The sequence below is a fragment of the Sporosarcina sp. P32b genome, assembly GCF_002743335.1.
Taxonomy (GTDB): domain Bacteria; phylum Bacillota; class Bacilli; order Bacillales_A; family Planococcaceae; genus Sporosarcina.
Genome location: NZ_PDZB01000030.1, coordinates 16535 through 31557, shown reverse-complemented (window position 1 = coordinate 31557; position 15023 = coordinate 16535). Strand labels below are relative to the sequence as shown.

Genomic DNA, 15023 nt, shown 5'->3' with positions numbered 1-15023 from the left:
GCTCTATCACGATGGATTCACGCTCTATGTCAACCTGGATACGCTCATACTTCGAGGGCGAGCGCTCTAACAAGGCTTACGTAGTGTCGCCGCTCTATGAACTCACGCATCCGCTCTATCAGGCCGTCGTTCCGCTCATAGTTGGACGTTAACCGCTCTATCACGATGGATTCACGCTCTATGTCAACCTGGATACGCTCATACTTCGGGAACGAGCGCTCTAAACAAGGCTACGCAATACATCCGCCCTATGAGCCTGTCCTACAGCCCACAACATCCATCAATGTATTAATTCCCCCATCCTCAGGGAACACTACGTATGCGAGGAAAGGAGCAGTATATAAATGGCGGTCATGAAAGTGGAAAATTGGTCGAATCGAAAAACATATCAAAAGAGAAATCTCTGGGCGGGCATATTATTCGGGCTCGGGTTTGTGGCGTTTTTGGATGAGACACTGTTTCATCAGCTGCTGCATTGGCACAAGTTTTATGATAAATCTACTGTGGCGGTTGGCTTGGTGTCGGATGGTTTGTTTCATGCGTTCAGCTGGTTTGCGACGGTGGGCGCGTTGTTTTTGGTAGCGGATTTGCGTAGGAGGAACGCGTTATGGCATAAGATGTTCTGGGGTGGTAAGTTGCTCGGTGGCGGCGCGTTCTAATTGTATGATGGAACCATTCAACATAAGGTCATGCGCATTCATCAGATTCGTTATCATGTAGATATCGTTCCATATGATGTCGTGTGGAACGGCGCTGCGATTGTGATGATTGCGGCGGGTCTGTTGTTAATCAAATCAGCGCACCAGGATGCCCGATCGGCGGACAGGCTGGTGCTTCATGCCACATGATGCTTATCTCAGTGCAACCGATTGGCTGTTTGGGACGCTTGCGGTGTTGGCCATTCTGTTATACGGGGGCGCAGTATTTTATTCCAATCGGCAAAGACGTTTGCGAAAATGGCCATACAAACGGAGCGTGTTGTGGATCGCAGGCGTATTCGCTTCAGTAAGCGCTGTTGTCGGACCTCTTGCCGAACTGTCGCATGCTCATTTTACTTGGCATATGTTGGGCCATCTCTTGCTCGGCATGCTCGGTCCCCTCCTATTGGCTCTCGCTGCTCCTATGACGTTAGCGCTGCGGACACTTCCCGTTCGGCAGGCTAGGAAGGTAAGCCACTTGTTAAAAAGCCGACTCGCGGGGTTCTATACACATCCCGTCACTGCTTCCGTTTTGAACATCGGTGGGCTTTGGTTGTTATACACGTCGGGTTTGTTTGCGTCCATGCACCACCATCTCTGGCTGCATATCGTGATCCATATACACGTGTTTGTTGCGGGTTATCTATTTACGATTTCTCTGTTATACATTGATCCCGTCTCTCGCCGCTATAGTTTCCGCTACCGTACGACAGTCTTTATTGTAGCTCTTGCGGGACACGGTATTTTATCCAAATTATTATACGCTTATCCGCCTGCCGGTGTGCCGATTGAAGAGGCGCGAGCAGGAGCGATGCTGATGTATTACGGTGGCGATGCGGTGGATCTCGTGATCATCATTCTATTGTTTAACAGCTGGTATCACTTGACCAAACGTCAACATCATCACGGTACATCTACTCCCGCTAGTCAGACGTATGCAAATGAAACAACACAAAACGCACCCGCTAGCTAATGGGTGCGTTTTAGTATCTAGCTATTTCATTCATTGTTCTGATACAACCGTCATAATCGTCCCTTGGGCAGTGGCACAAATCTTCTCTTCCCCATCCTTGACAGCGAAAACATCACAGCGACAGACGGCTTGACGTTTACCTGCAGAAATAACTGTCGCCCGAGCAATTATTTTTTCACCTATTGCGGGCCGTACATAGTTGATTTTGTATTCAGCGGTCAATACGTTCGGACCTAGAACGGAACCACCTACAAAAGTCAACGCGTTATCCGCTGCATAACTAATAACCCCACCGTGTACAAAGCCATGTTGCTGTAGGACGTGTTCCGTGATGGGAACTTCCAAAACTACTTCCCCTGTAGTAAACTCCAGCAAATTCGTTCCCAATAGCTTGCTGAAAGATTGGGCTTCTAGCGCTTGTTTGCCGATATGAAAAATTTCATTTTGCGTCATGTGATCGTCCTCCCCTTATCGAATGATGTTCATCATTTTCATACTCTGTTATCCATTCACTGTTACGATCTCGGTGCAAACAATATGACGGACACGCCAATTAGGCAAATACCCGCCCCTAGGAAATCGTACAAATCAGGAGTTTTTTTATCAATTCCCCATCCCCATAAAACGGATAGACAGACGAACACGCCTCCGTACGCCGCATACACTCTGCCAAAAGTCGGGAATGTTTGGAATGTGACTACTACGCCATATAAAATTAACGCAATGCCGCCAACTAATCCGAACATCGCGGATTTTCCTTCGCGCAACCATTGCCAAATCAAATAACTTCCGCCGATTTCAGCCAAGCCGGCCAGCAGAAATATCACCACGACCTTTAACATTCGTAAACCTCCATTTACTCACTTCGGGTAACCAAGCTCGAACTACAGTCCCAGCCATGTAATATGTAAACACCAAATGGATTATATAAGATCTTTTCTTGAAAACTAGTACGCACTATAGCATAATTCCGCCAGCTAACTTATGAGGTTGGTTACATTTTGAACAGGTAACTTAGCCTGAAGCTAATAAAAAACGCCACTCCTCTATATGAAGAAGTGGCGGGGTTCATACGATGTAAAACGCGCTTATTTCGCCAAAGCCATTTCAATATGCGCTAAATGATGTTCTTCATGCCAAGCTAGCTTCGCGATTTTTTTCGCTACTGCGATCTCGCCGTTTACTTGATGAATAAATGTTCGTTGCAATTGCGCTTCCGTCAGACTATTGCCTAACGCTACAATACGCTCATTGATTCCTTCGAGCATTTTAATCGAAGGCTCAACCGGTAGCTCCGTGTCAGGTAGTACAGCCCACTTCTCTTGATCAAACGCGGGTGCTGTTGGATTGTCGTCTGTTAACGCAAGCTTTAGTCGCTGATACATCGTCAACTGCGAATCTGCAATATGATGCACCAATTGACGAACGGTCCACGCACCTTCGCGATACGTTTTATTTAACTCTTCGTCATTCAATGAATCTACAGTTTCCCTCAATCGAGTTGTGTAGGTTTCAATTTCTTGTACCCACTGTTGAATATCTTCCAGCGTTACATGTTCAGGAACATGTAATTCTCCGATCGGAAATCGACTATCCATGACGAATCCCCCCTTTTCATTACCTCATTATCCCATAAACTATCTAACTATTCTATTTATTGAGCGATAAAAAAGTAATTCCAATTATTTTCGAAAATCCTACTGAATGTATTGACCCTCACGTTACGTAACACTTTATACTACATAGTATAAGGAGGTGCTCAGGATGAAAATGAAGATAAAGCAAGTCGCGGAGTTAGTCGGTATTAGTGTGCGCACGCTTCATCACTACGACGAAATCGGATTACTAACACCCGAGGAGACGACAGACGCGGGGTATCGCTATTACTCCGAACAGAACCTTGAGACTTTACAGCAAATACTCTTTTTCAAAGAACTCGACTTTCCGTTGAAGGAAATAAAGGAAATTCTCAGTGATCCGTCATTCGATCGCCAGCAAGCTCTTCAACTGCATCGAAAACTATTGCTCGAGAAGCGCGAACGGATCGATCAAATGATTGCGACGATCGATAAAACCACACAATATGTAAAAGGAGAGATTCACATGTCGAACGAAGAGAAATTTAAAGGATTTAATTTTAGTCATAACCCATATGAAGAAGAAGCGCGAAAATTATGGGGAGCAAAAGCGGTCGATCAATCAAACGCTTCATTCAAAAATAACGCAGTCGGAGAAAAGATGAATGATATCTATCGGAAATTGGCTGATCTCAGAAACACTCCGCCTGAATCCACGGAAGCACAAACGGCTATTTCGGAATGGTATGAGTTTTTGAATACGCAAACAGGCCATCATTACTCATTAGAAGCATTTAAAGGTTTGGGACAAATGTACGTAGCTGACGAACGCTTCACGACGAATATCGATCAATTCGGTGCTGGTTTGGCTCAATTTATGTGTGAAGCCATGACATTCTTCGCAGATAATAATGAACAATAAATTTCCGCTTGCATAACGTATAGTACTCCATAAAAGAGGGCTCCCCCACGACCATTCGGGTAGCCCTCTTTTCTATCTAGTTACCTTCTTTTCTGTGCTGCTTTCATAATATAACTTACGATGATGACAAAAATCAGCGCCCCTACAATAGCCGGTACGACATAAAAGTCACCTAAGCGCGGTCCCCAACTGCCAAATAAATTCCCACCAATCCACGCACCTATAATTCCTGTAATAATATTTCCAACGATACCGCCTGGAACACTTTTGCCAATGATTAAACTAGCAAACCAGCCAATTACACCGCCAATTATTAAATATAAAAGGATACTCATTTCACACACCCCTTCTCCTATTTTCCCACGTATTCAATACTCTATTTCCGAACATCCTAATGAAGTGATCGAGTTCTACCCTTATTCATAATCTATTCCTAATTACAGTATTGTATTCCTCAAATAAAAATCTGTGTAGGTGCTTGTATGCAAAAAGTACCGCTCGTACGTTCCGGTGGTCGTGGATGATAGAATGTACTACAGTACTAAATATACGTAGTTAGAACTGGAGGTTATAACCGTATGCGATCCTTTCATTTCAATGGCAGTCGAATAGTGAAAACGGGGATAGCCATCTTTTTAACGGCGATTATTTGTGAATGGTTTAATTGGCCACCAGTATTTGCTGTGATCACGGCGATTGTGACGATTGAGCCCACTGTCAGTGACTCCATTAAAAAAGGGCTTATTCGATTTCCCGCATCGGCTATCGGTTCTGCATTTGCCGTCTTCTTTATCACGCTTTTCGGGAATTCCCCGATTACCTATACATTAGCGGCGGTGGCCACCATTTTAGTGTGTTACCGATTAAACTTACATGCCGGTCTACTCGTTGCCACATTGACAGCGGTCGCCATGGTCGAAGTTATTCACAGCAACTATTTATTCGCCTTTTTCATTCGACTCGGCACGACTACTATCGGCTTGCTCGTGTCCACCATAGTAAATATGTTGGTCTTCCCACCTAACTACCGAAGAGATATTGTAGAAAACATCAAACGTATTAGTGAGCGAGCTGGAACTATAATGGAGCGGACATTTCGAACGATTTTATATGACGCACACACAAACCGCGGAGATGAGCTAAAGACCATTAAGCAACTGACGAAGGAAATTAAGAAAACGGAAACATTGATTCATTTTCAACGGAATGAATCGAAATTGTATCCATGGGTCAGAGGAAAAGAAATTGAATTGCTTATGGCAGAAAAGCAGCTATTATTTTTACATAATCTCGAATTTCATCTCGGCGCTTTACTTAATATACCGGAACAACATATCTCTTGGACGTCGGAGGAACGCGACCGGATCATGCAGGCCGTAACGGAGCTTGCCGATGACTTGAAACATTCCATCGATTACGATCCGAAGAAGCATGAATCCCAATTAAAAAACGTCACCGACATTTTCTGGGACGACAATAAAGAAATCACCAATAGTGAGGATAGACATCCAAGTCAATTCCCACCAGAGTTTGTCGTTTTGTATGAACTCATCACTATTTATAACTTAGTGGATCAATTTTACGAACCTTCCAGCGTAAAATTAACGCCTACCGCTAAAGAATCAAAGTAGCTTTACTAAAGCTACTTTTTTCTTCGGTGGGATGGTAAATTCAGCCTTCATAAACCATATCTGTAAGACTCTCTGTTAATCCCTACACTTTCATTCATTCTCCTCTTAAACATATGTTCAATTTATGACTGCACACACTATAATTCGACAAGATATGACAACTGTCACTAGGTCTTGGCCAATCCGTAGTGTACGTTATGAAAAGATGTTTGCTAGTCCCTATACGAAATTTATAGTTTGAGGAGAAATTTATTAATGAAGAAGATAGCTTGGATTACGGATTCGGCAGCGCAATTAGATGAGGCTTTCATTCAACAACATCGTGTATCAGTACTTCCCCTTGGCGTAGTGTTTGAAGATCGATGCTATAGAGAATCACTAGATCTTACAAAAGATGAGTTTTACGATAAATTACGTGCAGCTAAAGGTTCACCTAAAACCTCCCAGCCTACCATTGGTGAGATGACTTCGTTATATGAAAAACTACAGGCAGAAGGATATGATTTTGCGATTGCTGTGCATTTATCCAGTGGACTTTCAGGTACATTTGAAAGCGCTCAATCTGCAGCTAAGATGACAGACTTCCCCGTGTATCCTATTGATTCGAAAATTGGTTCGTTTCCAATGATCAAAATGATTGAGATGGGGAATGAACTGTTTGCAGAAGGTAAAGGACCCGAAGAAGTCGTGGAAGCCCTTACTGCTATGACTTCAAATTCTAAGTTATCGTTTATCCCAGGCGGTCTAGGCCAACTGCATAAAAGCGGTCGGGTATCAGGAACACAAGCATTTTTAAGTAATTTACTAAATATAAAAGTTCTCATTAGTTTTGAGAACGGAAAAGCCGTGATGACGGAAAAAGTGCGGTCCATGAAGCGGGCAAAAAAACATGTCACTTCCCTACTCCGTACCGATATGGAGAAAGGCTCTGTGCCAGAAGTAGCGGTTATTCATTGCCATAATTTAAAGGATGCTAACATATGGAAGGACGAGCTACTGAAAGAATTTCCGACAGTACATGTTCAAGTTGTTTCACTGAGCGTTTGTGTAGCGGTGCACGCAGGTGAAGGAACGACAGGATTAAGCTGGGTCACCTATTAAATATATAAAAGGACCGAATCCATTGTGATTTCGGTCCCTTTTTTATTACACACTAAAACTCGTTAGTGTATGCATCCTTCATAACCGATAGGACGGTATGAGTCCCCTTTTATACAAGAACGCCACAATATTCAAGAACGTGCTCGGGACTTTCTTCCAAAAAAATCGTTTCCGGTAAAATTGTCGATGGGCTCTTTTTAAATTGCGCCATTGCTGGCAGTCCTTTTTCTGTCTATATCGCGCCACGTCGATCAGTCTCACTTGATCATCAGGTGTAATAAATATATTGCGCAAATGAATATCAGAAGGATTTAATCCTGTATCGGCTGCTAGTGATAAGGCGTAATCGATTTCTGTAATATGAGCGTCTGTAATGACTCGCCCATTTGTCATACAATCAAAAAGTGTATTTCCTTCGACGTAATCCATCACTACATAATTCGCTCCTGTTTCATAAATACATGGAAAATAGTGAATATCCTTCAGTGTTTGATAAATCTCGGCTTCTTCCTTCGCGATGTACACAGAATTAGGAAAGAATACTTTAATTGCCTTGTTCGAGCATTTGATTCGGAAAACAAACGCACTTCTCCCTGTTCCGACGAGCTGCAAAGATGGATGGAAGTCCACCAGACGATTCTTTTTATTTATGACAATGGAATGTACAAGTTCCTGATACATACTCAAAATGTAACCTCCAGTAGTTTTAAAAAATAAAAAAGAGACATCAAAACCAATTAATGGCTTTGATGTCTCTCTACAACTAAAAGAGACCTCACCAAATAATTGGTAAGGTCTCGCAAACAACGTAAGTTGCCAGTAGAGCCGAGGATTCACATCCTGTATTGACGACTTTTACTGTACTAGCTACTCCCCTTAACGGAAGTGTTCGTATAATTCTATAGGTTCACTTTAAAACGAATCGGCTTATATGTCAACTAACTACGAACGTATAGCTATTTGTCGACATGATTTCATGTATAAATCGACTGATTCTTCTCACCGCACAGCTTGACTGCTAAATTTACTTTTCATAATACCAACTAACGCTGGGAAGACAGATAAAAAGATAATCCCAAGCAATACCGTAGAAAAGTTTTCTTTAATAATAGGAATATTGCCGAATAAATACCCCAACATGGTGCATATACCTACCCAAAATGCCGCTCCAACGACATTATAGAAAGCAAAGTACCGGTAATTCATGCGGCTCGCGCCTGCAACGAACGGAGCGAATGTCCGAACAAACGGCATAAAGCGAGCAATCAGGATGGTTTTCCCGCCATGCGTATTAAAGAACGTCTCCGCAGCTTTCATTTTCTTTTGGTTTATGACTTTCCCTAGCAAACTGTTAGGAGAAATGGACATCCCCACTTTACGACCAATATGGTAGTTCACTGTATCGCCCAGAACAGCAGCAACGAAGAAAACGGCGATAAGGAACCAAATATTAAAAGCATCTAGAGCCGCAAATGCACCGCCTGCGAAAAGCAGGGAATCTCCAGGTAGAAATGGAAATATCACTACCCCAGTTTCAATAAAAACGATTAGAAATAAGATGACGTACGACCAGCCGTCAAATATTTGAATGATATCGACCAGATGCTCATCAATGTGCAAGATGAAGCTGATTAGTCCTTGAATGAGGTTCATGTAAAGGCTCCTTTTTGGGAAAAATGACTTTGTCGCTATGCAAGTGAGGATACCAGATGTTTATTCATCGTCAATCTACTTTACGTTCGGCGAATGGTATTTATCCTTAAAAAGTGCTAAGTCGGTAAAATAAATAGGATACATTTCATTATGTTTTCCATAACAGACTAGACGTTCACCGTCATATAAGCACTGAGAAGACCTATCCGTATAGAGTCAGCTTGTAGTGTGTGTAATGCTATCAGGTCGTATTCTGTTTAGTACACCTACTAGCGTTACATTTGTAAGAATAGTGCTTCACTTCCAGTTACAGCCCATATAACAAGCATAAGTAGCGCCAAAACAGCATCACCGCCAATTGACATGCTGAAATCGCTTCATCTGCCTTCCCTATTTTCACTCTCTAGGATGCCATATAAACACAAAAAGAGACCTCACCAAAAAAAACGGGTAAGGTCTCGCATCCAACGTGAATTGCCAATAGAGCCAAAGTTCTTCATCCTGTAGCGTCAAATCCCACTAGAATAACTACTTCGCTTAATGAAAGTTAAACGCATAGTACTAGATATTCACTTAAAACCAACCTTCTTACATGGCAAAAATCACGAGTAGTTATTCTTTAATAGTATCCACAAGTCGTTTGGCGTCTACCATCGACATGCCTTTAAATTCCCTCAAGTACTTCACCGTATTTACGACACCGAGAGTTTTTAATTTTTCTTGCGCATCAGTGATCAATTCATTCTGACTTTCGACTGGACGCAATCTATGATTCTCTGCCTTCAATACTTTAATTTGTCTGGCTTGTCCTAGAATGAGCAATATAAATCCTACATTCGCAAAAGTGAGTCCTACAATTACTAGTTCATCCATATTCATAAACAAATCTCTCCTAGTAGAAGCGGGGCCTGATTTACTCTCAGTCGTAATTCAACGCCAACCAGACAGTATTAGGTAGTAATACATAGCAGGTGCAAATCATTCACGAACATATCCACATGTTCCTTCTTAGTAGACCAGCTTGTACAAAAACGAACCGCACTATGTGTAGCGTCGATCTTTTCCCAGAAGGAGAATGAATACTTCTTGCTTAACTCCGTCATGACGTACTCTGGGAGAATCGGGAATTGCTGATTAGTTGTGGAATCATAACGCAACGCAAATCCGTTCTCGACAAATGCTTGACGAAGAATAGACGCCATTTCCACAGCGTGCTTTGACACTTCATAATATAAACCGTCTTCAAACAACGTTTCAAACTGGATCCCTAACAGTCTTCCTTTAGCGAGCAAGCCGCCTCTTTGTTTAATGTAATAGCGAAAATCCTTTTTCAGTGAATCATTTGTAATGACAACCGCTTCACCAAACATCGCACCGACTTTCGTTCCGCCAATATAGAACACATCACAAAGTCGTGCATAATCCGCTAACGTGATATCATTATCGGCCGAAGCCAAACCATATCCTAATCGAGCGCCGTCGAGTATTAATGGCAACTGATATTGTCCACAGACTTCACTCAAAGCTTCCAATTCCACCTTCGTATAAGTCGTTCCATTTTCTGTAGGATTAGAAATATACACAAGTCCAGGCTGCACACTATGCTCAGGACTCGATTCATTCAAGTGAGCATCCACTAATTGCTTTACTTGCTCGGCCGTGATTTTCCCGTCTTCGCTAGGCAAAGTAAGCACTTTATGTCCAGTAGCTTCAATCGCTCCCGTTTCATGTGTCGCGATATGTCCACTCTCCGCAGCAACAGCTCCTTGATATGAACGTAAAATGGACGCAATGATCGTAGTATTCGTTTGAGTTCCCCCTACTAAAAAGTGCACATCCGCCTCATCAGCTTCGCACTCTTTCCGAATATACTCTCTAGCATTTTCACAGTGTTCATCCATACCGTACCCAGGAGTTTGTTCTTCGTTTGTCTCAATCAATCGTTGCAGAATCCGTGGATGAGCGCCTTCCGTATAATCATTTTCAAATCGTATCATCGTTGTCCATCTCCAAATATGCCTGATTTTTTCTGCAAGTATACCATAGAATGATGGGTTTCTGTTGTAACTCAAATTGTTCTTATAATGATGAATATTTTGATTTTTATTCAATGAACAGCTGGTGTACTCCGTTCACATCCTGTAACTTGTCTGCAATGAAACCATTCAAATCTTCTTCATTCGTAAAGTCGTGTAACTCTTTACCATACCAGTCCTGCAATTTCGATTTGCTGATTGTATAGGTAGTGTCTCCAAAATCAAAGACAACCCACTGTGCATTATCGATTAGCGTGAATAAGTAGCTAGCATTATATACTGCCGCCTCTTTATACTCACTTTCCTGCATTGAAGCACCCATATGTTCATATTGGATCGTCATTCCATAAGGTTCTGTTTTGGTTTCCAGTGAAACTCCTTCAAACTGATCAGCATAAGGCAGTTGCTCAATTATATGAATCACTGCACTGTTATCGCCAATAAATGATTTTTTGTACTCGAATAGATCTTCATTTGGTGCATCGGTAGTGGAACTGCAGCCGCTTAGGAGGAATACTAGTATGAATGAAGACCAAAAGTCTTTTGTGATGTTTTTCATGGTATTCTCCTTTGGTAAAATGTTTTTCTCTTTCGCGCAATGAACATGACGATAGACGTTACTTGCATACATTTAGTGCCCAAAGTCGAGATAGTGGTTTGAAACCGTTGATCTGCGTTGCAACCGGACGTGTGTCTTACGGGCGGTGAAGCTCCCAGAGTCGCCGGTTTCCGCTCCGATCAACTTAGTTACTACGCATAAATCATGTAACGCAATCGCGCCCGATTGCGATACTCGAAAACGTTTAAGTAATAATTTCTGCAATTAACTTTTCATTTCGGAAATGTAAATTTTCATTGTCGTTTAAAGAATATAACTTAATACCTGTTTGATTGGCTGACCAATTATCAAACGCTTCACGTCGCTCTTTGTCATTGTAATGAGGACACAAACTACCTTTCAGTAATCCTAAACCCTCAAACTCTTCGTACTCTTGATCGTTTTTTTCACTGAAACAAGTTTCGAACCAACACATTGCACCGGCACTTATTCCAGCTAAGATGACGCCATTTTGATATGCATTTTTTAATACAACATCGAAACCTGTTCTCTTCCAAATTTCTAGCATATTTTGAGTATTGCCTCCACCTACATATACAATATCTAAAGAATTTACGTTTTCTTGGATGTTTTGTGATTCAAAGTCTTTGATAGTGAGGTGGCTTGTATGTTCCGTTTTGAAAGCTTCATAAAATTTATCTATGTATCCTTGCGCGTCATTACTAGCGGTTGGAATAAACGCAATCTTTAATGGTCCCTGTCTTTTTGCGATTTTTAGTAGGTACTCATCAATATAGGCTTTATCTTCTTTAGAAAAACCTCCGCCGGAAATTGCAAGGATATTTCCTCCCATTTATTCATTCCCCCAGTACACCTTTGTTTCGCTAAATGGCCCTATTCTTGCAAAACTATGTTCGGTTAATGCCCCCGTTAGTTTAGCAATTGAATAAATTGAAATAAACCAACCAAGATAATAATTGTTCCTGACGAAATAGCTATGATAGAACTGTTTTTCTCTTCTTTTTTAATGGGAATCCCTTGATTTATAAAAAATATGCCTAACAATATCAAAAAAAGGATAAAGTAAATCGGCTTAAACCAAGAGGGGATAAGAAGTATGAAAACACCTATCAGGGTTAAGCGGTCTATAAACTTATGCCAGTTTATTAAAATCACCCCTTTAAAGAATTCATAATGATGAATCTGGCCCGTTTGGTGCGTAACGGTTGTTCAGTTAACGCGACCGATTACTTAAAACAACTTTTTCCTTAAACTCACATTACGCAGATTTATACTTTTTATAAATTCTGCTATATGCACTAAAGAACAAAAAACCTAAGAAACAACTAATCGTATTTAAAATAATATCATCTACATCAAAAGATCCTAAATATGCGAAAAACTGAATGCACTCAATACTTAATATCAGTAAGAAGCAGGTGAACATTGTTTTAATCATTCTTCGTTGAGAGCTGAAAGCCATTGGAATTAAAAATCCCATTGGAATAAAAGGAATGATATTACCTAATATATTTAGAATTGCGACACTGAAACTCAAATCAGTTAGGTACATCCTAACTGTCTGGAATGGTATTAAATTATAATTCGATCCACCCTCAGCTCTTCTCATAATATTCATTTGCACAGTATTAATAGTGTGGTTTATATTTCCGTTAAACTTAACGACAACGAAATTTATTAACAATACGATGTAAATACCAAAGATGATTTTCCAATAACTTTTTCTCAAATGAAACACTCCATAATCTTAAAACATATAATTTGGCCCTATTGTTGCGTAGCCCTTATGCAACCAATGCCCCCGATTATTGAAGGTTTTAAATAACCACGAAAAACAATAGTGTTACCAGAATAGAAACAACCAAGATCGTTGATAAAATTCTACCTACTTTTGCTCCCCAATCACTCTTGAATTTATAACCAATAATTAGTGCTGGTATATAAAAAGCAAGAGAATAAAACACTGTATAATGCATACCTGTATTAACATTTGACCAAGGCTTCACACGCATGAGACGCAAGATATAATCGCCAAGAGCATCGTATGTTCCAAAGGAGACAAAAAATAATAAACCCAATATAAATAGCAATAACGACAATGAACCCCATCCGATTTCTTTATGAGTTTTAACATTTTCAATACTACTGCTAACCATTAGTTTTACCCTCTTCTGAATTTCAATCAATCATAATATGTCCCTATTGCGGTATTGGCGCGCCTCTTGTAGAGCAATCGTCCCCGTTAAAGGAGGTCTAATATTATTTACTACCTTTTTTTATCATCAAACACTATGTCAATGCTAACTATAAGAAGTGCTGTTAAAAATACTGCTAAGCTTGATAAAACTACTGTTGTCATTAATTCATTAACTATATATATAACAATCCAGCTTAAAATAAATTTAATTAAAGCTATCCAAATCCATTTTTCTTTACTGGTTAGGTTTGCTCTCGTTATAAAAAATAAAGTGATTTGCTCTAATATTTCAAAGAAAATGCCAACCAAAAAAGCAAAGAATATGAATAGCAGTAAAGATCCAATTGATTCATAAGAAACACCAATCAAAGAGAAAAAACCTACTAGACCAAAAATAATTCCACCAAAAACTATACCAATCGACACTGCAACCAGTAGAGTCATTGCCACCCCAATAATAATCTTATCCCTTAATTGCAACACAATCACCTTTTCACTTAATTCCTTAAACAAAATTTAAATTATAAAAATCAATCCTCTATTATTTGGGCCATTTAAGACACAAACCTTTTGCGAACATACGCCCCCTTTGTTCGTGAATAATATATCCTTGAATTTTGACGTCAGTTGGCGTTCACAAAATAAACCACAAACATAAATATGAAAAAGCTGAAAAACATAAAAATATTAGCCACGATTAACCAATATTTTCTTACCAATGCTGCGAATAAAATTCCCACTGGAGCCATAATAAAAGTCACTAAAAATAAAGGACTGGCTACTTGGAAAACTATATTAGGAATCCAAGCTAGTATACAAATTAATAAACAAGCCAAGGATATTACTTTGAAATTCTGGTTGTCCATTCCACGCGCCCCCCTTACCATCTGACACAATAATGCACCGACTATAACTCTTCAAAATAGTCCGTTTGGAGAATGCTTTGCTAAGCAATCAGCACCAGTTAACGGAATGGAATGGAATATCTAAAGCCATGCCCACTACCCTTGTGCAGAATCCCTTTTTTTAATTACTAAATCTGAGACTACAAATGATATTGCAGGAACTAATGGCAACAAAACTATCCAATTTCTGAAGCCCAAATAAAGTAGAGGCGCAATAAAAGCGATAGCACCAAAAAATATAGTTAATTTCGATTTTCTCTTTATTCCGAGTAAAAGAAAAGTAATTGACATGAACATTATTAACCCTAAGAAAATGTTTATCAAAACATCCTCCCCTTTCGCCTCTTAATAGTCCAATTACCGAATAGAGTGAAGATACCTTACACAGGATTCACATCCGTTGAGTGCCTAACTAAATGTCGGGGAAGTCACTCCAGCTAAGATTATTAAAAGTGATATAGAAGCGACTATCGCAGGCTTCATAGATGTTTTCTCGTCTTTCACTAATGAAGAAATCGCATAAACCAATGAAAAAACAAATACAAATGGCCAGATAAACCAAGTCCAATAATAAAAAATGCCTATCCCCTGCATCAAGCTAATCAGCATACAATTTCCCTCCCCGCTTTTTTTGGCATATTCGCCTTTTCTAATTTATCTTAAAGGTCATTCAATAAAATGGTCCGATTGCAGCCATGTCCTTATGGATTAAATACGCCTGTTAATAGTAGTTTTCATTCCAAATGTCTC

Annotated in this window: 19 protein-coding genes and 1 pseudogene; 5 read left to right on the top strand and 15 right to left on the bottom strand. The window is 40.3% G+C overall.

The window, feature by feature from the left end; genetic code table 11:
* The first annotated feature begins 344 nt into the window (after positions 1-344).
* Both CSV64_RS15140 and CSV64_RS15135 read left to right on the top strand, forming a co-directional pair.
* Positions 345-848: pseudogene (locus CSV64_RS15140) on the top strand (DUF2243 domain-containing protein).
* Positions 838-1671: a cytochrome c oxidase assembly protein gene (locus tag CSV64_RS15135; RefSeq protein ID WP_099635368.1), complete on the top strand. Its 834-nt coding sequence runs from the start codon at positions 838-840 to the stop codon at positions 1669-1671. Before CSV64_RS15140 ends, CSV64_RS15135 begins: the two are co-directional and overlap by 11 nt.
* 30 nt (positions 1672-1701) lie before the next feature.
* Here the strand turns inward: CSV64_RS15135 and CSV64_RS15130 are convergent, their stop codons facing one another.
* The 3 genes from CSV64_RS15130 to CSV64_RS15120 all read right to left on the bottom strand — a co-directional run bounded on the left by CSV64_RS15130 (position 1702) and on the right by CSV64_RS15120 (position 3269).
* Complete coding sequence (locus CSV64_RS15130) at positions 1702-2124, bottom strand: PaaI family thioesterase (RefSeq protein WP_099635369.1); 423 nt, start codon at positions 2122-2124, stop codon at positions 1702-1704.
* Between the two features lie 62 nt (positions 2125-2186).
* Complete coding sequence (locus CSV64_RS15125; RefSeq protein WP_099635370.1) at positions 2187-2513, bottom strand: YnfA family protein; 327 nt, start codon at positions 2511-2513, stop codon at positions 2187-2189.
* Positions 2514-2759: 246 nt separating this feature from the next.
* Positions 2760-3269 (bottom strand): YfiT family bacillithiol transferase, encoded by a 510-nt coding sequence (locus tag CSV64_RS15120; protein WP_099635371.1) that lies wholly within the window; start codon positions 3267-3269, stop codon positions 2760-2762.
* Positions 3270-3435: 166 nt separating this feature from the next.
* On the opposite strand from CSV64_RS15120, the gene CSV64_RS15115 reads away from it, so the two are divergent.
* Positions 3436-4170, top strand: coding sequence for a MerR family transcriptional regulator (locus tag CSV64_RS15115; protein ID WP_099635372.1), 735 nt, complete (start codon positions 3436-3438; stop codon positions 4168-4170).
* A gap of 80 nt (positions 4171-4250) precedes the next feature.
* Here CSV64_RS15115 and CSV64_RS15110 read toward each other — a convergent pair whose 3' ends face one another.
* Positions 4251-4505, bottom strand: coding sequence for a GlsB/YeaQ/YmgE family stress response membrane protein (locus CSV64_RS15110; protein WP_099635373.1), 255 nt, complete (start codon positions 4503-4505; stop codon positions 4251-4253).
* A 243-nt stretch (positions 4506-4748) separates the two neighbouring features.
* Here CSV64_RS15110 and CSV64_RS15105 point away from each other — a divergent pair, with 243 nt between their 5' ends.
* Both CSV64_RS15105 and CSV64_RS15100 read left to right on the top strand, forming a co-directional pair.
* Complete coding sequence (locus CSV64_RS15105) at positions 4749-5801, top strand: FUSC family protein (protein ID WP_099635374.1); 1053 nt, start codon at positions 4749-4751, stop codon at positions 5799-5801.
* Between the two features lie 255 nt (positions 5802-6056).
* Positions 6057-6902, top strand: a complete 846-nt coding sequence (locus CSV64_RS15100) for a DegV family protein (protein WP_099635375.1) — start codon at positions 6057-6059, stop codon at positions 6900-6902.
* A 78-nt stretch (positions 6903-6980) separates the two neighbouring features.
* Here CSV64_RS15100 and CSV64_RS15095 read toward each other — a convergent pair whose 3' ends face one another.
* From CSV64_RS15095 to CSV64_RS15040, 11 genes are all read right to left on the bottom strand, one after another.
* Positions 6981-7583 carry a protein kinase family protein gene (locus tag CSV64_RS15095; protein ID WP_099635406.1) on the bottom strand — a complete coding sequence of 201 codons (603 nt, stop codon included), beginning with the start codon at positions 7581-7583 and terminating at the stop codon, positions 6981-6983.
* Between the two features lie 318 nt (positions 7584-7901).
* Positions 7902-8555, bottom strand: a complete 654-nt coding sequence (locus CSV64_RS15090; protein ID WP_099635376.1) for a VTT domain-containing protein — start codon at positions 8553-8555, stop codon at positions 7902-7904.
* 612 nt (positions 8556-9167) lie between these two features.
* Positions 9168-9434, bottom strand: coding sequence for a hypothetical protein (locus CSV64_RS15085; RefSeq protein WP_099635377.1), 267 nt, complete (start codon positions 9432-9434; stop codon positions 9168-9170).
* A 71-nt stretch (positions 9435-9505) separates the two neighbouring features.
* On the bottom strand, positions 9506-10552 hold the full coding sequence (locus CSV64_RS15080) for a threonine aldolase family protein (protein WP_099635378.1): 1047 nt from the start codon (positions 10550-10552) through the stop codon (positions 9506-9508).
* 106 nt (positions 10553-10658) lie between these two features.
* The gene (locus CSV64_RS15075; protein ID WP_158233056.1) at positions 10659-11150 is read right to left on the bottom strand and encodes a DUF4825 domain-containing protein; all 492 of its coding nucleotides are present in this window, start codon (positions 11148-11150) and stop codon (positions 10659-10661) included.
* Between the two features lie 244 nt (positions 11151-11394).
* Positions 11395-12003 carry a Type 1 glutamine amidotransferase-like domain-containing protein gene (locus tag CSV64_RS15070; RefSeq protein ID WP_099635380.1) on the bottom strand — a complete coding sequence of 203 codons (609 nt, stop codon included), beginning with the start codon at positions 12001-12003 and terminating at the stop codon, positions 11395-11397.
* Between the two features lie 426 nt (positions 12004-12429).
* Positions 12430-12909 (bottom strand): VanZ family protein, encoded by a 480-nt coding sequence (locus tag CSV64_RS17120; RefSeq protein ID WP_099635381.1) that lies wholly within the window; start codon positions 12907-12909, stop codon positions 12430-12432.
* Between the two features lie 79 nt (positions 12910-12988).
* Entirely contained in the window at positions 12989-13327 is a 339-nt protein-coding gene (locus CSV64_RS15060; RefSeq protein WP_099635382.1) for a hypothetical protein, read from the bottom strand.
* A 110-nt stretch (positions 13328-13437) separates the two neighbouring features.
* Positions 13438-13857, bottom strand: coding sequence for a YrvL family regulatory protein (locus CSV64_RS15055; RefSeq protein ID WP_143565211.1), 420 nt, complete (start codon positions 13855-13857; stop codon positions 13438-13440).
* A gap of 134 nt (positions 13858-13991) precedes the next feature.
* Complete coding sequence (locus CSV64_RS15050; protein ID WP_099635384.1) at positions 13992-14234, bottom strand: hypothetical protein; 243 nt, start codon at positions 14232-14234, stop codon at positions 13992-13994.
* Between the two features lie 447 nt (positions 14235-14681).
* Positions 14682-14882, bottom strand: coding sequence for a hypothetical protein (locus tag CSV64_RS15040; protein ID WP_099635386.1), 201 nt, complete (start codon positions 14880-14882; stop codon positions 14682-14684).
* Positions 14883-15023: the final 141 nt, after the last annotated feature.